At 65.7% G+C, this 23,302-nt stretch carries 21 protein-coding genes; 9 read left to right on the top strand and 12 right to left on the bottom strand.

Going from position 1 to position 23,302, the window contains the following annotated elements:
- Positions 1-65 precede the first annotated feature (65 nt).
- The 3 genes from ABDW49_RS08595 to ABDW49_RS08585 all read right to left on the bottom strand — a co-directional run bounded on the left by ABDW49_RS08595 (position 66) and on the right by ABDW49_RS08585 (position 4,770).
- A complete protein-coding gene (locus tag ABDW49_RS08595; protein WP_343611195.1) occupies positions 66-2,354 on the bottom strand; it encodes an EAL domain-containing protein in 2,289 nt (762 codons plus the stop codon).
- Positions 2,355-2,462: 108 nt separating this feature from the next.
- On the bottom strand, positions 2,463-3,848 hold the full coding sequence (locus ABDW49_RS08590; protein WP_343614209.1) for a mannitol dehydrogenase family protein: 1,386 nt from the start codon (positions 3,846-3,848) through the stop codon (positions 2,463-2,465).
- A gap of 148 nt (positions 3,849-3,996) precedes the next feature.
- Positions 3,997-4,770 (bottom strand): FadR/GntR family transcriptional regulator, encoded by a 774-nt coding sequence (locus ABDW49_RS08585; RefSeq protein WP_343611193.1) that lies wholly within the window; start codon positions 4,768-4,770, stop codon positions 3,997-3,999.
- Between the two features lie 110 nt (positions 4,771-4,880).
- On the opposite strand from ABDW49_RS08585, the gene manD reads away from it, so the two are divergent.
- Together manD and ABDW49_RS08575 are read left to right on the top strand one after the other, a co-directional pair.
- Entirely contained in the window at positions 4,881-6,089 is a 1,209-nt protein-coding gene (gene manD / locus ABDW49_RS08580; protein ID WP_343611191.1) for a D-mannonate dehydratase ManD, read from the top strand.
- A gap of 423 nt (positions 6,090-6,512) precedes the next feature.
- A complete protein-coding gene (locus ABDW49_RS08575; RefSeq protein WP_343611190.1) occupies positions 6,513-6,650 on the top strand; it encodes a hypothetical protein in 138 nt (45 codons plus the stop codon).
- A 239-nt stretch (positions 6,651-6,889) separates the two neighbouring features.
- Here ABDW49_RS08575 and glmS read toward each other — a convergent pair whose 3' ends face one another.
- On the bottom strand, positions 6,890-8,713 hold the full coding sequence (gene glmS / locus ABDW49_RS08570; RefSeq protein WP_068081434.1) for a glutamine--fructose-6-phosphate transaminase (isomerizing): 1,824 nt from the start codon (positions 8,711-8,713) through the stop codon (positions 6,890-6,892).
- Positions 8,714-8,794: 81 nt separating this feature from the next.
- Positions 8,795-10,168 carry a bifunctional UDP-N-acetylglucosamine diphosphorylase/glucosamine-1-phosphate N-acetyltransferase GlmU gene (glmU, locus tag ABDW49_RS08565; protein ID WP_343611187.1) on the bottom strand — a complete coding sequence of 458 codons (1,374 nt, stop codon included), beginning with the start codon at positions 10,166-10,168 and terminating at the stop codon, positions 8,795-8,797.
- A gap of 61 nt (positions 10,169-10,229) precedes the next feature.
- Here glmU and gph point away from each other — a divergent pair, with 61 nt between their 5' ends.
- Positions 10,230-10,958, top strand: coding sequence for a phosphoglycolate phosphatase (gene gph, locus ABDW49_RS08560; RefSeq protein ID WP_343611186.1), 729 nt, complete (start codon positions 10,230-10,232; stop codon positions 10,956-10,958).
- Positions 10,959-11,003: 45 nt separating this feature from the next.
- Positions 11,004-12,101 (top strand): hypothetical protein, encoded by a 1,098-nt coding sequence (locus ABDW49_RS08555; RefSeq protein WP_343611184.1) that lies wholly within the window; start codon positions 11,004-11,006, stop codon positions 12,099-12,101.
- Here the strand turns inward: ABDW49_RS08555 and ABDW49_RS08550 are convergent.
- From ABDW49_RS08550 to ABDW49_RS08535, 4 genes are read right to left on the bottom strand one after another with little or no spacing between them, the layout of a single operon-like run.
- Positions 12,098-12,439 (bottom strand): DUF2794 domain-containing protein, encoded by a 342-nt coding sequence (locus tag ABDW49_RS08550; RefSeq protein WP_343614207.1) that lies wholly within the window; start codon positions 12,437-12,439, stop codon positions 12,098-12,100. The genes ABDW49_RS08555 and ABDW49_RS08550 overlap by 4 nt on opposite strands.
- 57 nt (positions 12,440-12,496) lie before the next feature.
- Positions 12,497-13,198: a serine O-acetyltransferase EpsC gene (epsC, locus tag ABDW49_RS08545; RefSeq protein WP_343611182.1), complete on the bottom strand. Its 702-nt coding sequence runs from the start codon at positions 13,196-13,198 to the stop codon at positions 12,497-12,499.
- Between the two features lie 45 nt (positions 13,199-13,243).
- On the bottom strand, positions 13,244-13,864 hold the full coding sequence (locus ABDW49_RS08540) for an ATPase (protein WP_343611180.1): 621 nt from the start codon (positions 13,862-13,864) through the stop codon (positions 13,244-13,246).
- 21 nt (positions 13,865-13,885) lie between these two features.
- The gene (locus ABDW49_RS08535) at positions 13,886-15,211 is read right to left on the bottom strand and encodes a heavy-metal-associated domain-containing protein (protein ID WP_343611178.1); all 1,326 of its coding nucleotides are present in this window, start codon (positions 15,209-15,211) and stop codon (positions 13,886-13,888) included.
- A gap of 150 nt (positions 15,212-15,361) precedes the next feature.
- On the opposite strand from ABDW49_RS08535, the gene purM reads away from it, so the two are divergent.
- From purM to ABDW49_RS08520, 3 genes are all read left to right on the top strand, one after another.
- Complete coding sequence (gene purM, locus ABDW49_RS08530) at positions 15,362-16,468, top strand: phosphoribosylformylglycinamidine cyclo-ligase (protein ID WP_343611177.1); 1,107 nt, start codon at positions 15,362-15,364, stop codon at positions 16,466-16,468.
- Positions 16,461-17,438, top strand: coding sequence for a phosphoribosylglycinamide formyltransferase (gene purN, locus ABDW49_RS08525; protein WP_343611175.1), 978 nt, complete (start codon positions 16,461-16,463; stop codon positions 17,436-17,438). The genes purM and purN overlap by 8 nt, the downstream gene beginning before the upstream one ends.
- 259 nt (positions 17,439-17,697) lie before the next feature.
- Complete coding sequence (locus ABDW49_RS08520; RefSeq protein WP_343611174.1) at positions 17,698-18,450, top strand: EF-hand domain-containing protein; 753 nt, start codon at positions 17,698-17,700, stop codon at positions 18,448-18,450.
- A gap of 269 nt (positions 18,451-18,719) precedes the next feature.
- Here the strand turns inward: ABDW49_RS08520 and ABDW49_RS08515 are convergent, their stop codons facing one another.
- The 3 genes from ABDW49_RS08515 to ABDW49_RS08505 form a co-directional block, all read right to left on the bottom strand.
- Complete coding sequence (locus tag ABDW49_RS08515; RefSeq protein ID WP_068081407.1) at positions 18,720-18,971, bottom strand: accessory factor UbiK family protein; 252 nt, start codon at positions 18,969-18,971, stop codon at positions 18,720-18,722.
- Between the two features lie 98 nt (positions 18,972-19,069).
- Positions 19,070-19,624 (bottom strand): TspO/MBR family protein, encoded by a 555-nt coding sequence (locus ABDW49_RS08510; RefSeq protein ID WP_343611172.1) that lies wholly within the window; start codon positions 19,622-19,624, stop codon positions 19,070-19,072.
- A gap of 336 nt (positions 19,625-19,960) precedes the next feature.
- Entirely contained in the window at positions 19,961-20,743 is a 783-nt protein-coding gene (locus tag ABDW49_RS08505) for a TlyA family RNA methyltransferase (RefSeq protein ID WP_343611171.1), read from the bottom strand.
- Positions 20,744-20,815: 72 nt separating this feature from the next.
- On the opposite strand from ABDW49_RS08505, the gene ABDW49_RS08500 reads away from it, so the two are divergent.
- A complete protein-coding gene (locus tag ABDW49_RS08500) occupies positions 20,816-21,403 on the top strand; it encodes a hypothetical protein (protein ID WP_343611170.1) in 588 nt (195 codons plus the stop codon).
- 721 nt (positions 21,404-22,124) lie between these two features.
- A complete protein-coding gene (locus ABDW49_RS08495) occupies positions 22,125-23,219 on the top strand; it encodes a branched-chain amino acid aminotransferase (protein WP_343611169.1) in 1,095 nt (364 codons plus the stop codon).
- The last annotated feature ends 83 nt before the right edge of the window (positions 23,220-23,302 follow it).

The following is a 23,302-nucleotide window of genomic DNA, read 5'->3' as shown; positions in this document are numbered from 1 at the left end:
CGCTTCCTCCGTGTCGGAAGACGTAACGGGGGTGCAGGGGGCGATGGCCCCCTGCTTTCATCCCTTCAAGCCTGCTTCTGCCTCTCAAACAACCGATCGATCGCGCTGCTATCCATCGGGCGGCCAAAGTAATAGCCTTGCGCCCAGCGGCACCCCAGATCGCGCATCAACGCCAGCTCCTGAGCCGTCTCCACACCCTCGGCGGTGCTGCCCATATCCAGCCCGTCGGCCATGGCGACGATCGCGCGGATGGTGGCGAGGCTCTCCTGATGCCCGGCAAGCGCGCCCTTCACCAGACCGCGATCAATCTTGATCGAGGAGAACTGCAGGCGGCGCAGATAGTCGAGCGAAGACGATCCCGCCCCGAAATCATCCAGCGACACCCGGCACCCCAGCGCCAAAACCTGCTCCAGCACGCTGCGCGCACGGTCGGCATCGCCGGCAAAGATGCTCTCGGTCACCTCGATTTCCAGCCGCTGCGGTTTGACGCCGGATGTCGCCAGCACCTGCACCAGCCCCTCGACGAAATCGGGCGCCATCAGTTGCAGCGGCGCCACATTCACCGCCACGCGCAGCGGCCCGGACCAGCGTGCCGCCTCACGCGCGGCGGCGCCCAGCACCCAGCGCCCGATCGGCAGGATCAGCCCGCAGGCCTCGGCCAGAGGGACGAAAGCATCTGGGCCGATCACGCCGCGCTCCGGATGGTGCCAGCGCAGCAGCGCCTCGAAACCCACCACGCGCTCGCCGACCAGATCGACCACGGGCTGATATTGCAGCAGGAATTGCTCACTCTCGATGGCGCGGCGCAGGGCGTCCTCCTGCTCGCGCCGGTCGCGCACCACGGCGCTCAGCGCATCGTCATAGGCGATATGCCGCCCGCGCCCGCTGTCCTTGGAGCGATAGAGCGCCATATCGGCATGGCGCATCAGCTCCTCGACACTATCGCCATCGCGCGCCCCCATGGCCGAGCCGATGCTGACGCCGATGGCCAGCGTATGGCCGCTGATCAGATAGGGCCGCGACAGATCGCGGATGATCTGCTGGCCAAGCTGCTCCAGCCGCCGGGCATCGGGCAGCACCACGGCGAACTCGTCGCCGCCAAGCCTGCCCGCCATCTCGCCCGGCCCCATCAGCGCCTGAAGCCGCTGCCCCACCTGAGCCAGCAGCGCATCGCCGACCGGATGGCCCAGCGTGTCATTCACCGCCTTGAACCGGTCGAGATCGAGCAGCATCAGCGCGCCGCCAGCCTCACCCGCCAATGTTGCGGCCAGCGCTTCGGTCAGCATCACGCGGTTGGGCAGGCCGGTCAGCGTGTCATGGCGGGCCTGCCAGGCGATGCGCTCGGCGGTTTCACGCTGTTGGGTCACATCGGAGACGACGCCATGGAAGCCCTCGAAGGCCCCGGCGCCATCCCAGCGCGGCGCGCCCGACATCTCCCACCAGCGCAGCCGCCCCATCACCTGCACGCGCAAAGCAAGGCCCGCAAAGCCCTCGCGGTCGCGCAGGCGGATGGCCAGTTCGCGCCAGCCCGGGTCGCCGCCCTCATCCGCGATCAATTGAAGCAGCGGCCTGCCCTCGATCTGCGCGGGCGAAAGGCCCAGCGCATCGGCGAAACGCCGTCCGGCGCCGCGAACGCGGTGCTGCGCGTCGATCTGCCACAGCCAGTCGGCCTCATCCTCCGATTCCCGCAGCAGCAGGCTGACCACCTCATTGCGCTCGGCGATGCTGGCGGCGGTGATCCGCGACAGCAGCATATTGCGCGCAGACTCCACCGTGCCCAGCGCCACAAAAGCCACGAACAGACCCGACACGCCGGCCATCGCCGGATAGTCGCTCTGAAGGAAGGAGCCCACCGCCGCGCCGCCCACCACCGCCGCGAAGAGCAGCGTGGCCAGAGGCACCGCCGGAATGATCAGCGCCGAGACCGTCATCAGCATGGCCAGCACGGTCCAGATCTCGAAATGGCTCTGCTGGCTGCCAAAGGGCACGAAAAACCACAGCGCGGCAGCCCAGACCAGTCCGTTGCCGACGGTCATCGCGCCTTGCAGCAGCCTTTCGCGGCGCTTGGTGGTGCGGCGGGCCGCTCTGGCCAGAGCGCGATCGGCATGCGCCGCGAGGCCCAGTGACAGGCCCAGCGCCACCAGCCAGCCGGTCAGCGCCATCCAGCTCACGCTTGCGGCATAGAGCGCCAGCACCACGATGGCGGCCAGGGCCTGGGTCAGCAGGCGGATGCGGGCGATCTTGGCCAGTTGCACATCCTGCAAACCGCCCAGATGTGCCGATACCGCGCTGCCACGCCTCCCCAGGCCCAGCACCGTCAACACATCCAGATCGCCGCTTTTGGCGATTGCCACATTCCCACTCATGGGCGGAGCATAGGCGCCCAATCCTTGGCACACTGTAAATGCCCGTGGTTTATTTGGTAACCTTCTGTTGGGATTTGCGCCGGGTTCGGCCTCGCCTCACGGGACGGGTTGGTGGCCTTTCCACGCCATAATGAGGGCCCTGTCGGCACTGCTCGGTTGCCATGCGCTGGCCATCGGGCCGCCTTCGCCAAAGATCGCGTTAATCTGTTCCTCAGCTTGCGAATTTTGGACCAGAGCCGTGAGTTCATCCGCACGCGGATCGTCGACCGTGCCCCATGCGGCAATGTTCTCGCCGCGCAGATGGGCCAGCCATGCGCCGATGGCGGTGAGAATGGCCGGGCACTGCCGCCCCTGAGCATGAGCCAAAGTCGCCAGCCAGCGCTGGGAAATCTTCTGGCTGCCATCCATCGCGATCTGGATCAGCCGGTGATTGAGCGCGGGATTGGCAAAGCGCTCCAGCAAGGCTGCCGCATAGGCCGCCAGATCCTGATCAGGCCCGGCGTGAATGGTGGGAGCGGCTTCCTCGCTCATCAGACGGCTGACGCAGGCACGCAGCACGGGGTCAGCCACCGCCTCATGGACATGAGCGTGGCCGCGCGCCAGCCCCAGATAGGCCAGCGCCGAATGCGCGCCGTTCAGCATGCGCAGCTTGGCGGTTTCATAGGGCGCCACATCGCTCACGATCTGCGCGCCGACCGCCTCCCAGGCGGGGCGCGGCCCGGCGAAGGCATCCTCGATCACCCATTGGCTGAAGGGCTCGGTCACCACGGCGCCTTCATCGCGCAGGCCGGTCATCGCCTCCAGCGCGGCGCGATCCTCCTGCGTTGTGGCGGGCACGATGCGGTCGACCATGGTGCAGGGGGTGGTGCAATGGTGCTCGAACCAGTCGAGCAACGCCGGATCGGTTTCACCGAGATAGGAACGCAGAAGCGCGCGCAGTTGATGACCATTGTCCGCCAGATTGTCGCAGGACATCAAAGTCAGCCCGCCCAACCCCGCGCTTTTGCGGCGCTCCAGCCCCGCGGCCAGCAGGGGATAGAAGCCGCGCTCGGCCATTGCGGGATCGAGGCTGCCGTCAGCGCCGCGGCAATAGCCCTTCTCCGTCACGGTGAAGCTGACGATATGGGTGGTGGGCGCCGCCAGATGTTCGACGATGGCCCCGGTGTCCTCGCCGGCCTGCAGCACCTGCGCCACGCTGCCGATCAGGCGCAGTTCCACCCCCTCGGCCGAGCGTTGCGCCAACGTGTAAAGGCCGCCTTGCGGGTTCAGTTGCGCCCCCACATCGGGCGAGCGCATCGACACGCCGACGATCATCCAGTCGCCGCCCGCCGTGTCCATGGCGCGGTCGGTGTACCAGGCCTGATGCGCGCGGGTGAAGGCGCCGAGGCCAAAATGGACGATGCCGATCGCGCGCTGATCGCGGTCATAGGCAGGCCGGGCGGCCACCAAAGGCAGATGGGCAGGCGCAAGGCGCGTCGACATCGTCACTGTATGCAAACCCTTTTTCGCCCGATCAGCGGCCAGCCGATGGGTACACCTGCCTCGCGACAAGGCAGGCGAAGCCCATAATGGTCAGGCCGAAACACCCCGTCAGCGGCATGACCGAAACGGCAGTCCCATCAGGCTGGTGTCAACTGGTGGCGCGGACATAGCGCTCCCGCTTGGCGCGCGCCGCGCGGCGGGCTTCCTCGATGGCCTTTTCCTCGGTGGCGAAGAGCAGGCTGTCGAGCACGGCAGCCAGATGCGTGCGCATCGCCGCCCGCGCCGCGTTGGAATCATGAGCGCGCAGCGCCTCAAGCACGGCGGTATGCTCCTCGACCACGGGGATGACGTTGGCGTTGCGCGCCTTCTCATGAAGCAGGGCGCTTTCCGGCGACAGTTGCCGCAGCTCCCACAGGCGCTCAACCGCTTCGGCCACGGCATTGTTGCGCGAGGCGCGGGCGATGGTCAGGTGAAAGGCGCGGTCGGCCTTCACCGCCCCCTCGGGGTTGCGGTCCATTTCATCGATCAGGCCGGCCAGCTCTGCCAGCTCATCCTCGCTGATCTGGGTGGCGGCCAGAGCGGCAGCCTCGCCCTCGAACAGCAGGCGGGCCTCGGTCAGTTCGAAGGCCGAGATGTTGAAGCCCGGCGTGTCGTCACGCCCCGGCAGACGGCGGACATAGGCGCCCGAGCCGACCTTCACCTCGACAAAGCCCTGTACTTCCAACGCGATCACAGCCTCGCGCACGGTCGGGCGGCTGACATTGTACTGCGTGGTCAGCTCCCGCTCGGCCGGCAGGCGGTCGCCCACCTTGAACTTGCCGGTCGCCAGTTCCGCCATCAGCTTGCGCGCCAGATCCTGATACAGCCGATCATGCGAGCCGGCTTCGGGGCCGGGGCTCTGTGGGCGCGTGGCGTCAGTCATTATGCTCTCCTGTAAATGGCCTTACCACGTAAATCAAAATTGACAGGCCAAATGGAATTGGTCAAGGAGGTTGTCTAACACAAGTTGACCAAATCCGGAAACCTCGCGCCATGAAAATCAAGTCTGCCCGCGTTATCGTCACCTCGCCAGGCCGCAATTTCGTGACCCTCAAGATCGAGACCGATCAGGGCGTCTATGGCATCGGCGATGCCACGCTCAACGGGCGCGAGAAATCGGTCGTCAGCTATCTGGAAGATCACGTTATTCCCTGCCTGATCGGCATGGACCCGCGCAACAGCGAGGACATCTGGCAGTATCTCTATCGCGGAGCTTATTGGCGCCGCGGCCCGGTGACGATGCGCGCGATTGCCGCCGTCGATGTGGCGTTGTGGGACATCAAGGCGAAGATGGCGGGGATGCCGCTCTATCAGTTGCTGGGCGGGCGCAGCCGCGATGGCGTGATGGTCTATGGTCATGCCAATGGCAGCGACATTGCCGAGACCGTCGATGCGGTGGGCCAGTATATCGATCTGGGCTATAAGGCGATCCGCGCGCAGACCGGCGTTCCGGGAATCAAGGATGCTTACGGCGTGGGCCGGGGCAAGCTGTTCTATGAGCCCGCCGATGCGGCGCTGCCTTCGGTCACGGGCTGGGATACGCGAAAAGCTCTCAACTACGTCCCGAAACTGTTTGAAAAGCTGCGTGAAACCTATGGGTTTGACCATCATCTTCTCCATGATGGCCATCACCGCTACACCCCCACCGAGGCAGCGCAGCTTGGCAAGGCGCTGGAGCCCTACAGCCTGTTCTGGCTGGAGGATGTGACCCCGGCTGAAAATCAGGAAGCCTTCAGGCTGATCCGCCAGCACACCACCACCCCGCTGGCGGTGGGTGAGATCTTCAACACGATCTGGGACGCCAAGGACCTGATCCAGAACCAGCTTGTCGACTATATCCGTGCCACCATCGTGGGCGCGGGCGGCATCACCCATCTGCGGCGCATCGCCGATCTGGCCAGCCTGTATCAGATCCGCACCGGCTGCCATGGCGCGACCGACCTCTCGCCGGTGACGATGGGCACGGCGCTGCATTTCGACACCTGGGTGCCCAATTTCGGCATTCAGGAATATATGCGCCACACGCCCGAGACCGACGCGGTCTTCCCTCACGATTACAGCTTCGACAAGGGCATGCTCTATTGCGGCGAAACCCCCGGTCACGGCGTGGACATCGACGAGACGCTGGCCGCAAAATACCCCTACAAGCCCGCCTACCTGCCCGTCGCCCGCCTGGAAGACGGGACCATGTGGAACTGGTAAGGCCTCAACGGCAGCGGGGCATACCCTGTTGAAACAACATCGAGCCCGGCCTGATCCTACAGGCCGGGCCTTTTTATTGGCGCCAGCGCGCCCGTTTTTATCTGGCTGCCGGATGAACGAGCCCACTCCCGTCAACGTGCCTGAGGGGGCGTTCACCGCAATCGATTTGCATCCGGATCTGTATCGTTGTTCATAGAGGCTCAAGGCGATGCAATTTTTGAATTTAATCAAGACCATCCAAGGTTAACGGCCGAAATTTCGGCCACATAAGGCCATCGCCAATCCACGGGAGTCCATCTGAAGCAACCGGCCAAAGGGTTACCCTTGGCCGACTTCGGTCGATCGGCTGAGACCGTCGACCGGACAGGACTGACGCGGGCGGAACAGGGATTCCGCCACGTCAGCACGATGTTGGAGAATGACATGAAGAATGACGACACCGAAGTGCTGGAACGCGGCACATTGGTCAAATGCATGGGCCGGGGCGGCGTGGTTGTGGCCAGCTCGCCCGCCAACCATGCCAACCGGGAAGATAAGAGCGATATCAGCGATCTGGGCTGATTTCGCACCCTCTCCATGATGCGATCGGCACCTTGCGGCTGAAACAGCCCTCCCCCGCTGAAACAGGGCTAAGGCTGCCTTTCGCTTTCCCTTTCTGCCCATGCATGCGCGCTGATGCAGCATGCTCTGGTCAAGATCGGAACGATGCGGGCGGCGAGCACATTGTCGCTTGGCAAATAGAAAAGGCCTCCCTCTCAGCCGAGAGGGAGGCCTTTTCTCATCACAGCCGCGCTGCGCCGTTATTCGACGGTGACCGACTTGGCCAGATTGCGCGGCTGATCGACATCGGTGCCCTTCACGCAAGCCACATGATAGGCCAGCAACTGCACCGGCACGGCATAGACCAGCGGCGCGATTAGCGGGTGGATCTTGGGCATCTCGATGGTGGCGATGCAACCCTCGCCCGCCTCGGCCAGGCCTTCGGCATCAGAGATCAGCACGATCTTGCCGCCGCGCGCCCGCACCTCCTGCATGTTGCTGACGGTCTTCTCGAACAGCGGGCCCGAAGGTGCCAGCACGATGACCGGCACGTTCTCGTCGATCAGCGCGATGGGGCCATGCTTCATCTCACCCGCAGCATAACCTTCGGCGTGAATATAGCTGATTTCCTTCAGTTTCAACGCACCTTCCAGCGCCAGCGGGAAGTCCTGCCCACGCCCCAGATAGAGCACATCGCGCGCCGGGGCGATCAGATGCGCCATGGCGGCGATCGCATCGTCATAGGCCAAGGCAGCGTTCAAAGCGGCGGGCGTCTCGATCAGCTGATGGACGACATGGCGCTCTTCCTCGCGGCTCATGCGCCCGCGCTTCACTGCCAGATGCGCGGCCAGCGCGGCCAGCACGGCAAGCTGGCAGGTGAAGGCCTTGGTGGAGGCCACGCCGATTTCCGGCCCGGCATGGGTGGGCAGCAGCAGATCGGCCTCACGCGCCATGGAGCTGGTGGGCACATTCACCACCACGGCGATGGTCTGGCCGTTTTCCTTGCAATGGCGCAGCGCGGCCAGCGTGTCGGCGGTCTCGCCCGACTGGCTGATGAAGATGGCCAAGCCGCCCGGCTCCAGCACGGGATCGCGGTAGCGGAATTCGCTGGCGACATCGATATCGACCGGCAGGCGGGCGAATTGCTCGAACCAGTATTTGGCGACAAGGCCCGCATAGAAGGAGGTGCCGCAGGCCACGATGGTCACGCGGCGGATGGCGGAAAGGTCGAAATCGATCTGCGGCAGGGCCACGCTCTCATCGACCTGACGCACGTAGCTCCGCAGCGTCTGGGCGACCACGGTGGGCTGCTCGTAGATTTCCTTCTGCATGAAGTGGCGGTAATTGCCCTTCTCCACCGCCGCCGCGCTGGCGCCGCTGGCGACGATGGGGCGCTCGACAGGGTTGTTGTCCTTGTCGTGGATGCGGGCGCCCTCGCGGGTGATGACCACCCAGTCGCCCTCTTCCAGATAGCAGATGCGCTGCGTCAGCGGGGCCAGCGCAAGGGCGTCGGAGCCCAGATAGGTCTCACCCTCGCCATAACCCACCACCAGCGGCGAGCCGAGGCGCGCGCCGATCAGCATGTCCGGGTATTCGCGGAAAGCGATCGCCAGCGCAAAGGCGCCGCGCAGCCGGGGCAGCGCCTGCGCCACGGCTTCCTCGGGCGAGAGGCCGGATTCCACCAGATCCGAAACGAGATGGGCCACCACCTCCGTATCGGTATCGGATTCGAAGCTGCGGCCCTTGGCCGTCAGCTCGTCACGCAGCGGCTTGAAGTTCTCGATGATGCCATTGTGGACCAGACCCAGCACGCTGGTGGCATGCGGGTGGGCATTGGCCGCCGTCGGCGCGCCATGGGTGGCCCAGCGCGTATGCGCGATGCCGACATGGCCCGGCGCCGGATTGACCGCCAGCTCCTTCACCAGATTGAGCAGCTTGCCCGGCGCGCGGCGGCGCACCAGCTCGCCCTCATGCACGGTGCAGACGCCCGCCGAGTCGTAGCCGCGATATTCCATGCGGCGCAGACCATCGACCAGACGGTCCGCCACTTCATCCTTGCCGACGATGCCGATGATGCCACACATGCGCGCTCAATTCCCTGTTTGGTAAGGCCCTGTCTATGGGCCGCAATTATATCGTTCAGGCTTTCCGGCAGCTTAAGGGAACTATCCCTTGCTGCCGTCCTTTTCGGCCTTTTTCTTGCGCATGATGTCGTGGAACTGGTCGGCCCAGCCCGGCTTCACCATTTGCTCGGCGCGCACCACGCGCAGCTCGCCGGGCGCCACATCGCGGCTGACGGCACTGCCCGCCGCCACGATGGCATCGGCCCCGATCGTCACCGGAGCGATCAGCGCGCTGTTCGAGCCGATAAAGGCCCGCTCGCCGATGATCGTCTTGTGCTTGAAATAGCCGTTGTAATTGCAGGTAATCGTGCCCGCGCCCAGATTGGCGCCCGCCCCCACATCGGCATCGCCGACATAGGAAAGGTGGTTGGCCTTGGCGCCCACCCCCATCACGGCATTCTTGATCTCGACGAAATTGCCAACCTTGGCCTTCTCGCGAATATCCGCGCCGGGGCGCAGACGGGCGTAAGGCCCGATGTCAGCCTTGCTGGCCACCTTCGCGCCTTCCAGATGCGAGAAGGCATGGATGACCACATGATCCTCCACCGCAACGCCGGGCCCGAAGACCACATTGGGCTCCACCACCACATCGCGGCCAAGCTGCGTGTCCCAACTGAACCACACCGTCTCGGGCGCGATCAGCGTGGCGCCATCGACCATCGCCTGCTTGCGGCGACGGTCCTGCCAGAGGCGCTCGGCCTGAGCCAGTTCGCCACGGCTGTTGATGCCCATCACCTCGTCGGCATCCTCGGTGACGGTCACGGCGCAGATCCGCCCGTCCGCATTGGCGATGTTGACGATATCGATCAGGTAATATTCGCCCTGGGCATTGTCATTGCCCACGCGCGCCAGCAGGCCGAAGAGATCGCGCGCCTTCACCGCCATCAGCCCGGAGTTGCAGAGGCGGCAAGCGCGTTCCTCGGGCGTGGCGTCCTTGTGCTCGACCATTTTCAGGATGCGGCCGTCCTGCGCGATCACCCGGCCATATTGCAGCGTATCCTCAGGCTCGAAGCCCAGCACCACCACGGCGGGGGCATCGGGAGCATTCAGCCGCGCGATCATCGCCTGCATGGTTTGCGTGCTCACAAAGGGCACATCGCCATAGAGAATCAGCACATCGCCATCGAAACCCTCAAGCGCCTGCTCGGCCATCTGCACCGCATGGCCGGTGCCGAGCTGAGGCTCCTGAAGCGCGATATCCGCCCGGCCCTTCAGCGCCTTTTCCAGCTGGTCGCGCCCATGGCCCGCCACCACCACGCGGCGCTGCGGATCGAGCGCTTCGGCGCTGGCCAGCAGATGGTCCAGCATCGGCCTGCCCGCGATGGCGTGCAGCACCTTATGCGTGTCGCTTTTCATGCGGGTGCCCTTGCCCGCGGCAAGGACGACGATAGCCAGAGCGGATGTCACATCATTCATATGACGCTCCTTGCCAGTAAAATCTTGCGGTTTCCATACGGAGCGGGCACGGATCGGGGTGATGACCGCATTTTCCCCCAATGCTTTGCAGCAGTCCGCCTTTCCCTTCGACCTCGTGGGTTTCGACCTTGACGGGACGCTGCTCGACAGCGCCCCCGATCTGGCCGATGCGCTCAACCATGCGCTGGTGCAAGCCGGGCGGACGCCCGCCTCGCGCGCGGAAGCGCGCGGCTTCGTTGGCGGCGGCACGCGCATGATGCTGGAACGGGCGCTGGCCTTCACGGGAGGCCCGCTGCCCGACGCCCAGGTCGACACGCTGCTGCCCCAGCTCATCACCTATTACGAAGAGCATATCTCGGTCCATACCCGCCCCTATCCCGGCATGGAGGCCATGCTGGAAGGCCTCGCGGCGCGCGGCGTGAAGCTGGCGCTGGTCACCAACAAGCTGGAGCGTCTGGCGGTCAAGCTGCTGGAGGAGCTGGGCCTCACCCATCATTTCTACACCATCATCGGCGGCGACACACTGGGGCCCGGCCGTGCCAAGCCCGCGCCCGATCTGCTGCATCTGATGATCGAGCGCTCGGGCCTGACCAACCCGCGCGCGGCCTATGTGGGCGACACCCATTACGACACGGGCGCGGCGGCGGCGGCGGGCCTGCCGGTGGTGGCGGTGACCTTCGGCTTTTCCGAGGTGCCGGTCGACACGCTGGGCGCCGATGCGGTGATCGAGCATTTCGACGCCCTGATCCCCGCGCTGGAGCAGTTGGGCGCCGAAGCACCGGCAGCTTGACTGTAGCACTCGGATAAGACACCCTCCCGATCATCGGAGGCAGATATGTATTCGGAAAGCGAACTGGCCGGCGCCGTCAAGGCGGGCATCCTCACGCCGCAAACGCTCGACGCGCTGCGCAGCCATATCGCGGCCACGCGCGGCGAGACCTCCACGGCGGATGACGAGCAGGTGCGGCTGGTCACCGGCTTCAACGATATTTTCGTCACCATCGCCTGCACCCTGGTGATCTTCGCCGCCGCGACGGCGGGCCGGTCCTTCGGCGGGCTGCTGGTGGCGATCGCAAGCTGGGGCATGGCCGAGATGTTCACGCGGCGGCGGCGCATGGCGCTGCCCTCGATCGTGCTGCTGCTGTCCTTCGTGATCGGACTGGGTGTGTTCACGGGCACGATGGTGCATGGCGCCCTCACCCCGCATGAGATCATCCACAATTACCTCGATTACGAGAACAAGCCCCAGCATTACGTCACGCAGGAACTCTACCCTTGGCAGACCGCGCTGATCGGGGCTTCCGCAGCGCTCATCGCCGGGCTTGGCGCGCTGGGCCATTGGCGGCGTTTCCATGTGGCAATCACCGTGGCCGCCGCCGTGGCCGCGCTGGTGCTGCTGATCCTCTCGGGCGTGGCCGCAGCCACGGGCATGGTGCTGGAAAGCAATGCCATCATCGCCCCTGCCGCGCTGGTCTGCGGTCTGGGTGTCTTCGCCTTTGCCATGCGCTGGGACATGGCCGATCCGGCCCGCACCAGCCTGAAGGCCGATATCGCTTTCTGGCTGCATCTGCTGGCCGCCCCGCTGATCGCCCATCCACTGTTCTACTGGATGGGCGTGACCAGCGGCGACAGCATCACCACCGCCACCGCCTGCGGGGTGATCGCCCTCTATGTCGCTTTCGGCTTTGTCGCTCTGGCGGTGGACCGGCGGGCGCTGCTGGTCTCGGCGCTGGCCTATGTGCTGATCGCCCTGGCCCGGTTGTTCGACAAGGCAGGCCATGTCGAACAGAGCGTGGCGATCACCGCGCTCATCATCGGCTGCGCGCTGCTGGGTCTTTCCGCCTTCTGGGGTGCGATTCGCGGCGCCTTGCTGGCCCGCCTGCCGGTGGGGCTCACCGCCCATCTGCCGCATGGAGCGAAAAAGGCGGCCTAGCTTTCGACCGCCTTCACCAGCCGCCGCTCGATGGGGCTGAGCACGCCCGCCAGCTCATGCCCGCGCTTGAGCACCTGTCCGCTTTCGCCGAACAGGGTCCACATGCCCTGTCGGCCCCGCAGGGCCGGGCATTTCTCGATGCGGGCCTGAGGGCGCTCCGCCGTGCGCTGAAAGGCGCTGAAGCTGGCGGCATCCTTGTCGAAATTCATCGCATAGTCGCGCCACAGCCCCGCCGCGACCATCCGCCCGTAAAGGTCGAGAATGCGCGTCAGCTCCAGCCGGTCGAAGCCGACCTGCTGCGCCGGGCGCGGAAAAGGCACAACGGTCGGGCCGGTCAGGCCCGATGCAACGCCAGCCTTGCCACCCGGCCCGGAGGAACTGCCCGGCTCCGCCACTTAGCCCTTGGTCCCGTCGCGCGGCGTGTCGGGCGAATGCACGGCGGTCAGCGCCGCGATCTGGGCACGCAGCGCTGCCAGCTCATCCTCCAGCGCCTCGATCCGACTGATCGAGGGCTCCGCATCCGAGCAAGGCTCGCGGCAAGGCGTGCCATAGGGGATGAAATCGCGCGACCACGTCTCCGCCGCCACCAGAGTCGAGCGCGCCTTCACGCCGACCATCGTGGCGCCCTCGGGCACATCCTCGGTGACGACGGCATTGGCGCCGACGCGGGCGCGGCGCCCCACGGTGATCGGCCCCAAAATCTGCGCGCCCGAGCCGATGATGCAGCCATCCTCCAGAGTGGGATGGCGCTTGCCGCCCACACCATTGGCCGGATTGGTGCCGCCCAGCGTCACGCATTGATAGATGGTGACCGTATCGCCGATCAGGCTGGTCTCACCGATCACGGTAAAGCCATGGTCGATGAACAGGTGCCGCCCGATGGTGGCGCCGGGGTGAATGTCGATGGCGGTCAGGAAACGGGCGAAATGGTTGATCGCCCGCGCCAGAAAGAACAGCCGCGCGGTGAAGAACCGATGCGCCACGCGATGAAAGGCCAGCGCCCAGAAGCCGGGATAGAGCAGCACTTCCCAGCGTGAGCGCGGCGCCGGGTCGCGCGCCACCACGGAATCGATATAGGCCAACAGACGCCGGATCATGCCCACTTATCCCATGCCGCCGCGCCCGGCACAAGCACCCGCCCTTCAGGCAGGACCAGCCGACCCCGACACCTCCTCCACGGCCTCGCGCCAGATCGACAGGCCGGGCGCCATCTTGCGCTCCAGACTCAGCCTGTCGACGGTGGCGACCAGCGTCTCGGCGCCCAGATGGGACCGCTCGCTGCGGCTTGCAAGGTAATGGCAGCCGTCCGGAGAGAGCGAGAGAGCGCGCGCCTCGGCATGCAGGGCGATCAGCTCTTCCATCATCGCATCGTCAGGCGCGGTGATGTCGAGGCGTAGCGCGGCGCGCAGCCGCGTGCCCAGATCGGGCAGGCTGACCTCCCAGGCGCGGCCATCAGCAGGCGTGGTGGCGGTCAGCAGCAGCGGGGTGGCGCTTTCCTGAGCCCGGTTCCAGCGGTGGAACAGCGCGGTCTCATCCATGCGGTCGGCATCGTCCACCGCCTCGCCCGCGCCACTTTCGGCAAACCAGCGCGCCAGCAGGCTCTTGCCGCTGCGGGCCGGGCCGAACAGGATCGCGGTGCGAAACGGCCAGCCCTCGGTCTGCTGGCAGGCTTCGATGGCGCCGAGATTGGCGTTGCCCACCACGATACGCGACGGCGTATCACGGCCCGGCATATCGAGCGGAAGAGCAATTTGTGCGGGCATAGATGTAACCTGTTGATCTCTTTAGCGGTGGATGCGCAGCGTATTGCCCGCCACGGTCACCTGCCAGCCGCGCGAACGCAGCGCTGCGGCCAGTTCGGCCGCCGTTCCGCCGAAGGTCACCCGCATCACCGACGTGCCGCCGATGGCGATGCTGGTGGTTGCGGCGCCTTCGACGCCTTTCGTCTCACGCACCCCGCCCAGCGCCTGATCCACCGCCGCCGCATCGGGCGAGGCGAATTGCACGGACAAGGCGCTGCTGCTCGCGGCGGGTTTGGCCTCGGGCGTGGGTGCCGGGGTGGGCTGAGCCTGCCCGGCCAGCGCATCGGCCTCGGCACGGGCGCGGGCGGCGGCCTGTTCGGCTGCGGCGGCCTCGCCAGTGCGAATCAACTGGGCCAGACCCGGATCGATCGTGGGATGATCGACGCTCAGCGTCGGGTCGGATTTGAGCTGCCCACTGGTCATCGCCTGCGTGAAGATCTGGTCAAAGCGCAGCACCGCCTGGGCGAGCATGGCGGGCACCTGCCCTTCGTCAGGCGCGGTCAGCGTGAAGCTGTCGATCAGCGTGTTGTCGGGGCCGAGGCGGGCGGTAAACGTGCCCTTCACCGGGCCGCCGGGCCATTGCCGCTCCAGCCGGGCCTCGGGGATCAGCACATTGCTGGCGCCGAAACGGTCGAGCAGGGCGCGCCACCAGATGCGGCTGCGGCGCCCCGGCTGCCCCGCAGTGATCAGCAGCGAATCGCTGCCGGAACCCTGCGGGCGCACATAATCGATGGCGCTGGCCCCGGTGTGGAACTCGGCCCAAGCCTTTTGCCAGACGCCGCGTACCTCATAGACCTGCGCGACGCCGCCGGAGTACAGCACCGGCATCACCAGCATCGGCGCCGAGCGCAGGCCGCCCGTAGGCCCATGCCCGGCGAGAAAACCGCTGGCCTTGCCGCGATCGAAGACGATGCCCAGAGTCGCGCGATAGCGATGGGGGCCAAGCTGCTCGCTCTCCACCACCACGGCGGAGACCAGATTGCCGATGGCATCGGCGCCCATCTCGGGCCCGCCCGCCTTGGCCCAGGCCTGCTTGTAGGCGTCATGCCAACCGGCCTGACGCGCTTCCGCAGCGGTCTTGCCCTGCACATCGACCTGAATGCCGTTGATCTCGATATCGCCGGTGGTGATCACCGGGGCGATGCCACGATCACCCTCGATCTGGGCGATCAGCCGGGCCGAACCAAAAGCCGCGATTCCGCCTGCCAGCGCCAGCGCGCCGACCCCGGCCAGCACCGCACGCGGACGCGCCCGCACCATACGGCGCAGCGGTTCGAGCAGGGCTTCTCGGGGCAAAAGGGTCTGCATCAGGCCTTCAATCGTCAAAAGCTGTGAGCCTATTGGCGTAACCCCCATGGAAATCCAAGCCGGAAAGCGCTAGGCGGCGCTCGAAAGCTGTTCACTACTCAAAATTCGGCGCCACTTGCGCGCCGTTTCGCCGAAAGCCGAGAAGCCGCCATGACCGACGACAACAAGACGCCCACCAGCTACACCTACGAACATTCCGGCGTGTCGATCGCCGCCGGCAATGCGCTGGTGAAGGCCATTGGCCCGCTGGCCAAATCGACCGCGCGCCCCGGCGCTGATGCCGATCTGGGCGGCTTCGGCGGCTTCTTTGACCTGAAGGCGGCGGGCTACAAGGACCCGCTGCTGGTGGCGGGCAATGATGGCGTGGGCACCAAGGTCAAGCTGGCCATCGACCATGACCGGCATGACCGCATCGGTGAGGATCTGGTCGCCATGTGCGTCAACGATCTGATCGTGCAGGGCGCCGAGCCCCTGTTCTTCCTCGACTATTTCGCCACCGGCAAGCTGGAGAACGGCGTCGCCGAGCGCGTCGTCGCGGGCATTGCCGAGGGCTGCAAGATCGCGGGCTGCGCGCTGATCGGCGGCGAAACCGCCGAGATGCCGGGCATGTATGCCGCTGGCGACTACGATCTGGCCGGCTTCTGCGTCGGCGCCGTCGAGCGCGGCGAGCAGCTCACCGGCGACCGCGTGGCCGAGGGCGATGTGCTGCTGGGTCTGGCCTCTTCGGGGGTGCATTCCAACGGTTATTCGCTGGTGCGCCGTCTGGCCGCCGACAAGGGCTGGAAGCTCGACCGCCCCGCCCTCTTCGATGCCGACCGCCTGCTGATCGACTATCTGATCGAGCCGACTCGCATCTATGTGAAGACCCTGCTGCCCTTCATCCGTTCGGGCCGTATCCATGCCCTCGCCCACATCACCGGCGGCGGGTTGCTGGAGAACGTGCCCCGCGTGCTGCCCGCTCACCTGCATGCCCGCATCGACGCCGGTGCGTGGGAGCAGAGCCGCCTGATGGCTTTCCTGCAGGCCCAGGGCAACATCGAGCCTGAGGAAATGGCCCGCACCTTCAACTGCGGCGTGGGGATGGTTCTGGCCGTGGCCGCCGACGAAGCCGAGGCTCTGGCCGCCGACCTGACAGCTGCTGGCGAAACCGTCTTCACCATCGGCGCCATCGAGGCCGGTCAGCGCGGCTGCACCGTCTTCGGCGACAACGAAGTTTGGTCGGCCCGCGCGCCCTGGACCGCCACCCATAATGCCTGATGTCATCCGCCAGCCCGCGGCTCCCAAAGCCAGAGTCGCGGTGCTGCTGTCGGGATCGGGCACCAATATGGCCGCGCTGCTCTATGCCAGCCGCGCGGAGGACTGCCCTTATGAGATCGTGCTGGTGGCCAGCAACAATCCGCAGGCAGGCGGACTGGCGCTGGCCGCCGCCGAGGGTATCCCCACCTTCGCCCTGCCTCACAAGGGCATGACGCGCGCCGAACATGATGGGGCGATGGATGCCGCCATTCGCGAGGCGGGTGCCGAATATGTTGCGCTGGCCGGTTATATGCGCATCCTCACCGAGGATTTCGTGCGCGGGTGGGAGGGGCGGATGCTCAACATCCATCCCTCGCTGCTGCCCGCCTACAAGGGGCTGCACACCCACCAGCGTGCCATCGATGCGGGCGACAGCCATGGCGGCGTCAGCGTCCATCTGGTGACGCCCGAGCTGGATGACGGCCCCGTGCTGGGCCAGACCCGCGTGGCGATCCTGCCCGGCGACACGTCCGAGACGCTGGCCGCCCGCGTGCTCTTTGCCGAGCATCAGCTCTATGCCCGCTGCCTTTCGGCCTGGGTGAAGCGCGAAAAGTCGCCCGAATGGCTGACTGGCAAGGTGCGCGAACTCGCCCTTGCCCTGCCCGAGGCTGACGAAATCACCAGCCATGGCATGGCCTGTTTCGGCATCATCAAGGGCAAGAAATTCGCCTATATTGCCAACAATCACCATGCGGACGGCCATGTCGCCCTGCTGGTGAAGATCAGCGGCGCCGATGAGCAGGCCGCGTTGATCGAGCAGGATGACGAACGCTATTTCCGCCCCGCCTATTTCGGTGACAACTGGATCGGCATCCGCCTCGATCTGGGCGATACCGATTGGGACAGCATTGCCGAATGGCTGCAGCGGAGCTGGCGTGCGGTAGCTCCGCGCAAGCTGGCGCATCTGATGGATGTGGCGGATCAGTTTTAGGGAATAAAGGGAAGGTGCGAGGGCGGCGTCTTTATTGGTCGCATTCCTCAAGAGGAATGCTCCGGGCCCTCGCGCTCCCGGAACGTCTTCCGGCGCAACCTCAGTGGCTCCCGATCCAAGCGCAGCACCTCTCCACCAGTGTTGCAAAATCATCCGTCAAGCCGGGCTTTATGCGCGACGAAAGCGGCCTGTTCATCTGGCAGCAATCTTGGCAAAGGCACCACTCGGCCGTCACCGGTCAGAACCATAAGGATTATCGATGCGCTCTCCCTCGCGCAGGCTCGCCCTGCCGCTCGCCCTCATCGCCGCCTCTCTGATCGCCGCCACCCCGGCCATGGCGCAAGGAGGCATGGGTGGAATGGGCGGCATGGGCGGCGGCATGGGAGGCATGGGCGGTGGCGGCATGGGAGGCCGCGGCGGGCCGCCGATGGATGACACCCCCGCCCCCACCGGCCCGATCGGCCCCCGCGACATGAAGCCCATCTCGCTCAAGAAATTCGACGCGGCCGTCGAAAGCATGTTCCGCGCCGCCGATGCCGATCACAACGGCATCGTCACCCTGGCCGAGTTCAATCAGGTCGTCACCGCCCGCCGCGACACGATCATCCGCGCCCGCTTCAAGGCCATCGACACCAACCATAACGGCCAGATCGATGAAGGCGAGTTCATCGCCTGGCAGGCCAAGCTGGGTTCGGCCGCACTCTCCGAAAACGGCGGCGGCGAATTTGCCGAGATCACTCCCGACAGCATCGGCCCGGTTCTGGGTGATGGGGAGCGCGACGATGCCCTCGCCGCCGCTGTCGAGCCACTCAACGCCGTGGTGATCGCCAAGGCCAACACCGATTACGACGCCGGCATGAGTCTGCCCGAACTGCTGGCCTATGAACACGCCCGCTTCGACAAGGCCGACACCGACAAGGACGGCACCCTGTCGCGCGACGAGATCGACAAGCTGATGCCGGGCCGTCGCGGCGGGCCGGGCGGCTTTGGCGGTCCGCCGCCGCGTCGATAAGGGGTTAAGGGAAGAAGATAAAATGCGAGGGTGTTACACCCTCGCGCTCCCGGAACGTCTTCCGGCGAAAGGGCAGTGGCATCGCATCGTAGCGTGCCAACTCTCCATCAGCACAACAGAAAGGCGCCGCAGGCAGGAAGCCCCGGCGCCTTTTCTCGTTCGAAAGCCTGCGGCGCGGCGACCTAAGCTCCAAGGCCGAACCCGATGCGCAACGCAGACAGTAAAGGGAGCGCGAGGGCGATGGCCCTCGCATCTTCCCCTTAACCTTCTTACTTGGCTGCCAAAGCCGCTTCCAGAGCCGCCACACGCTCCTTCAAAGCCTCAGCCTCCTCACGCGCACGGGCGGCCATGGTCTTCACCGCATCGAACTCCTCGCGGCTCACGAAATCCAGACCGCCGAAGGTCTCGCGCAGCTTCTCGCGCGCGCCATCGCGGGCTTCGCGGGTGGCGCCGGCCAGCGTGCCCGCTGCGCTGTTCATCAGCTTGACGACATCGGCCAGAAGGGGGTTTTCGCTCTGCATGGGTCAGGTCCGTTCGGATAAATGGTGTTCCCGAACCCGTGCCAGCACGAGTCCGCTTGAGGAACGCCTTAACGCCCCGACGCGCGGGGCGCCAGCCTTCAGAAAGTCACATGCACAGCCCCGGCGGCCTGACCGGCGTCATGGGCATCGGGGTTGAGGCTCAGCACCTGCCAGTTGAGCAGCGTGGCGAACAGCACCCAGGCCATCACCGGAGCCAGCAGCCATGCCGCCACCGGGCGCAGCCGGGCAAAGAGGAAGATCGAGGCGGCCAGTGTGATGGCCATCACCACCACATCGCCCAGCGCCAGAGCGATGTTGTGCTGGCCGAAGAAGATCACCGACCATGCGAAATTGGCCAGCAGATGCAGGGCGAAGACACCGATTGCCAGCCCGCGTCCGTGCGAACCGCGCGCGCTGGCGATCATCGAGAGCGCCACGCCCATCAGCACATAGGCCACGCTCCACACCACCGGAAAGGTGCTGGGCGAGGGATAGAGCGAGGGCTTGGCCAGCGTGGCAAACCACGGGTTGTCAGGCCCGCCGCCCGCTGCCGAAGCGGAAACGAAGCCGAGCAGCAGCATGGCGGGCACCAGCACCACCACCCAGCGCAAGAGGCCGGCCAGCAACTGGCGCGAAGAGGCAATCTCGGTCATGCGGTAGGAGACCCTGCTCGAACGGTGATAGGCATCCTGCCCGTCGCGGGCGACATTACGGAAAGATCCGTGGGCGGGAAAGGATTCTGTTGCGGTGAACTGAGTGCCCCCACGATGCGAGATCCGGTCGGCGGGCCGCGCATTGGAGTCGGGCCGGGATTGGGGCATCGTCGAGGTCATAAGGCGGGAGAACCTTTGCATGAGATCCTTAACAAGGCGTTCATCATGCCATGGTGGCTTGCCCGCGCAAGCCTTCGCCAACAGCTTATTCCGTTTCGGAGATGATTACCCCAGCCCTCTTGCCTCCGGCAAATCCGCTATGTAGAAATTCTGCCCTCAAGCGTCCCCGCGATGGGCCGAAATCAGGAACTCGACATTGCCTTCCGGGCCGGTGATCGGGCTTTCGACGATGCCGTCGACCACGAATCCCAGACCCTCCACCCAATCGCGCACTTCGCCGCAGACACGCTCATGCAGCGCCGAATCGCGCACCACCCCGCCCTTGCCGACTTCGGTGCGGCCCACCTCGAACTGTGGCTTGATCAGCGCCACCAGACGGCAGTCGGGCGCAGCCAGCCTGAGCGGCACATCTAGCACCTTGGCCAGGCCGATAAAGCTGGCATCGCACACCACCCAGGCGCAGGCTCTGTCGATCTGCGCAGGGGTCAGCACACGGGCGCTGGTCTGCTCCAGCACGGTGACGCGCGGGTCCTGACGCAGCTTCCACGCCAGTTGGTTGGTCCCCGAATCGACCGCGAAGACATGCTCCGCACCCTTGGTCAGCAGCACATCGGTAAAGCCGCCGGTCGAACTGCCGATGTCCATCGCGGTGACGCCCCTGGGATCGAGCCCGAAGTGATCGATGGCATGGGCCAGCTTGATGCCGCCCCGGCTGACCCAGGGATGATCGCGCCCGCGCGTTTCAAGCGGCGCATCCTCAAGGATCGTCTGGCCCGGCTTGGCGATCTTGGTCTCACCGGAAAACACCAGCCCGGCCAGCACCAGCGCCTGAGCGCGCGAGCGGCTCTCGACCAGCCCGCGGTCAACCAGCGCCTGATCCACGCGGATCTTGGCCTTCTTGGCGGGACGAGGTGGTTTGTTTTCAGAAGACTGGCTCAAGCGGAAACCTGTTGACGGTGAAAGAAGGGTTCGACTCTTGCCGAGCCGGGCCCCTCATTCCATAGGGAGGCCATGAAGGCAAATCGCGCTCCCTCGCCCAAACGCTCGCCCGTCCTGCCGGATATGGGGCGCCTGCTGCGCCATGGCCTGAGCTGCGCGCTGATCGCCACGCTGGCCGCCTGCGCCAGCCCGCCGCCGCCCGCCCCGGCGCCCCGGCCACGCCCGGTAGCCCCCGCGCCGACCCCGCCGCCGCCTCCCCCGCCCGCCCGCATCACCGACTGGCACGATGCGCCGATCACGCCGGGCACCTGGCACTGGGGCCGCGAGGGCACCGAATCGGTCGCGCGTTACGGCAAGCCGGGCAACAGTGTTTTCGTGGTGCGCTGCGCGCCTGCCAGCCGCACCATCTCGCTGGACCTGCCCAATCCGGGCGCGACACAGAATGTCAGCATGAGCGTCATCACATCGAGCCAGACGCGATCCTTGTGGCTGCAGCCGCGCGGCGCATGGCTGGAAACGGTGTTGAATGCGCGCGATCCGCTGCTGGATGCCATGGGCTTTTCGCGCGGGCGTTTTGCGGTGACGGCCAGCGGCGTGGCCTCGCTCTATCTGCCCAGTTGGCCCGAGGTTTCGCGCGCCATCGAGGACTGCCGCCAGTAACGACGGAGCTGCGGTAAACCGCTGATCTCAGCCCTGTTGATAACTTGCGTGACCCGCAAAGCGCACAGCATATTGGCAGCAATAAATCGCAATTCAAGTCTTGTTGTGCAGCGCAAAAGGAGTCACACCTTGCGTCAAGGCCAGTCGGTCGATGCCGGTTGGCCCCGTCGCAAGGGTTGGGTCGGTGCCGTGCCACAAGATCCTCCTCGCGGCCAACTTGGCTCAACAGCGCGAAAGGAGGTGATCCGATGTCTCATGGTTCAGCAGAGAGGTCGGCAACCCGCATCGCGGAGCATTATCGCTGAGTTTCGATTAAGCGATAAAGGCTTCGTGGCGGCACTTCCCGGCCGCTGACCATGCGAAGGGCTGTGATGGTGACGGGCCATCGCAGCCCTTCTCATTTGGGCGAAGGGTTTGTTTGGAGATCCGGCGCAAGCCGGATGTGCAGCACCGGCCCTCTCCCCCACCCGGCCACCCAACGGCAGTATCATATGGGTGGCCGGGTGGGGGAGAGGGCCGGTGCCGCGCTGAAAATGCGCTTTCGCGCATTTTCCAAACAACCGCCCTGAGTCGTTGTTTCCTGCGCGAAACTGCCAGCTTTGCCCCCTGATCGCCCTGTGCTAGACCAGAGGCCTCGCGAATTTTTATGTCTCAAGACTTGCCCTGGGTGAAATTTTACTACAAAGAACCACCCATCCGAGTCCCCCAAGGAGTATCCATCATGGCGAGTGCCGCCGAACTGACCATCACCCCCCTGCCTCACCCTGCCCCCACCCCGGCGGATGTGCGCGCGGCTGTGCTGGCCAACCCCGGTTTCGGCACCAATTTCACCGACCATATGGTGACCATCGAATGGACCGAAGGCAAGGGCTGGCATGATGCGGTCATCGGCCCCCGCGGGCCCATCCCGCTCGATCCGGCGGCCAGCGTGCTGCATTACGCTCAGGAAATCTTCGAGGGCCTCAAGGCCTACAGCCATGCGGACGGCGCCATCGCCATGTTCCGCCCCGAGGCCAACGCCGCCCGCTTCAACGAGAGCGCCAAGCGCCTCGCCATGCCCACCCTGCCCGAAGAGCTGTTCGTCGAGGCGATCAAGACGCTGGTGCTGGCCGATCGCGACTGGATCCCGCAGCAGGATGGCGCCTCGCTCTATCTGCGCCCCTTCATGATCGCCACCGAGGCGTTCCTCGGCGTGCGCCCGGCCAAGAACTACAAGTTCATCGTGATCGCCTCGCCCGCCGGCAATTACTTCAAGTCGGGCGCGCCTGCAGTGTCGATCTGGGTCAGCCAGTACACCCGCGCGGCGCCGGGCGGCACGGGCGCGGCCAAGTGCGGCGGCAACTATGCCGCCAGCCTCGTGCCTCAGGCCGAGGCCATGGCGCTGGGCCACGATCAGGTCGTCTTCCTCGATGCCGCCGAGCATAAGTGGATCGAGGAACTGGGCGGCATGAACCTGTATTTCGTCTTCGAGGATGGCACGCTGCTCACCCCGCCGCTCTCGGGCACGATCCTGCCGGGCATCACCCGCGATTCGATCCTGGCCCTCGCCCGCGAGGAAGGCCTGACCGTCCGCGAGGAGCGTTACAGCATCGACCAGTGGCGCGCCGACGCCGCCTCGGGCAAGCTGCTCGAAACCTTCGCCTGCGGCACGGCGGCGGTGGTCACGCCGGTGGGCAAAGTGTCGGACACCGACAGCAGCTTCACCATCGGCACCGGCGGCCCCGGCCAGACCACCGGCAAGCTGAAGGAACGCCTTGTCGCCATCCAGCGCGGGCAGGCTCCCGATACGCATAGCTGGGTGAAAAAGCTGGCCTGAAACCAGCGGCCGCACGGGAATTTTCCCAACGCGGCCACCTATCATCGATTCGCATAAGGCGCCCCTCTGGCAAGGCCGGTCGG

It is taken from the genome of Novosphingobium sp. (assembly GCF_039595395.1).
GTDB lineage: Bacteria > Pseudomonadota > Alphaproteobacteria > Sphingomonadales > Sphingomonadaceae > Novosphingobium.
Note: the sequence above shows the minus strand (reverse complement) of the source record. Positions and strands in the feature narration are given on the sequence as shown.

Excerpts from the sequence above, each read along its gene's own strand:
- ABDW49_RS08555 (WP_343611184.1), top strand. The coding sequence starts at position 11,004 with ATGTATTCGGAAAGCGAACTGGCCGGCGCCGTCAAGGCGGGCATCCTC.
- ABDW49_RS08500 (WP_343611170.1), top strand. The coding sequence starts at position 20,816 with ATGAAGGCAAATCGCGCTCCCTCGCCCAAACGCTCGCCCGTCCTGCCG.
- ABDW49_RS08520 (WP_343611174.1), top strand. The coding sequence starts at position 17,698 with ATGCGCTCTCCCTCGCGCAGGCTCGCCCTGCCGCTCGCCCTCATCGCC.
- ABDW49_RS08585 (WP_343611193.1), bottom strand. The coding sequence starts at position 4,770 with ATGACTGACGCCACGCGCCCACAGAGCCCCGGCCCCGAAGCCGGCTCG.
- ABDW49_RS08535 (WP_343611178.1), bottom strand. The coding sequence starts at position 15,211 with ATGCAGACCCTTTTGCCCCGAGAAGCCCTGCTCGAACCGCTGCGCCGT.
- epsC (WP_343611182.1), bottom strand. The coding sequence starts at position 13,198 with ATGATCCGGCGTCTGTTGGCCTATATCGATTCCGTGGTGGCGCGCGAC.
- glmS (WP_068081434.1), bottom strand. The coding sequence starts at position 8,713 with ATGTGTGGCATCATCGGCATCGTCGGCAAGGATGAAGTGGCGGACCGT.
- purM (WP_343611177.1), top strand. The coding sequence starts at position 15,362 with ATGACCGACGACAACAAGACGCCCACCAGCTACACCTACGAACATTCC.
- ABDW49_RS08510 (WP_343611172.1), bottom strand. The coding sequence starts at position 19,624 with ATGACCGAGATTGCCTCTTCGCGCCAGTTGCTGGCCGGCCTCTTGCGC.
- ABDW49_RS08495 (WP_343611169.1), top strand. The coding sequence starts at position 22,125 with ATGGCGAGTGCCGCCGAACTGACCATCACCCCCCTGCCTCACCCTGCC.
- glmU (WP_343611187.1), bottom strand. The coding sequence starts at position 10,168 with ATGAATGATGTGACATCCGCTCTGGCTATCGTCGTCCTTGCCGCGGGC.
- ABDW49_RS08575 (WP_343611190.1), top strand. The coding sequence starts at position 6,513 with ATGAAGAATGACGACACCGAAGTGCTGGAACGCGGCACATTGGTCAAA.
- ABDW49_RS08590 (WP_343614209.1), bottom strand. The coding sequence starts at position 3,848 with ATGTCGACGCGCCTTGCGCCTGCCCATCTGCCTTTGGTGGCCGCCCGG.
- manD (WP_343611191.1), top strand. The coding sequence starts at position 4,881 with ATGAAAATCAAGTCTGCCCGCGTTATCGTCACCTCGCCAGGCCGCAAT.
- purN (WP_343611175.1), top strand. The coding sequence starts at position 16,461 with ATGCCTGATGTCATCCGCCAGCCCGCGGCTCCCAAAGCCAGAGTCGCG.
- gph (WP_343611186.1), top strand. The coding sequence starts at position 10,230 with ATGACCGCATTTTCCCCCAATGCTTTGCAGCAGTCCGCCTTTCCCTTC.
- ABDW49_RS08540 (WP_343611180.1), bottom strand. The coding sequence starts at position 13,864 with ATGCCCGCACAAATTGCTCTTCCGCTCGATATGCCGGGCCGTGATACG.
- ABDW49_RS08515 (WP_068081407.1), bottom strand. The coding sequence starts at position 18,971 with ATGCAGAGCGAAAACCCCCTTCTGGCCGATGTCGTCAAGCTGATGAAC.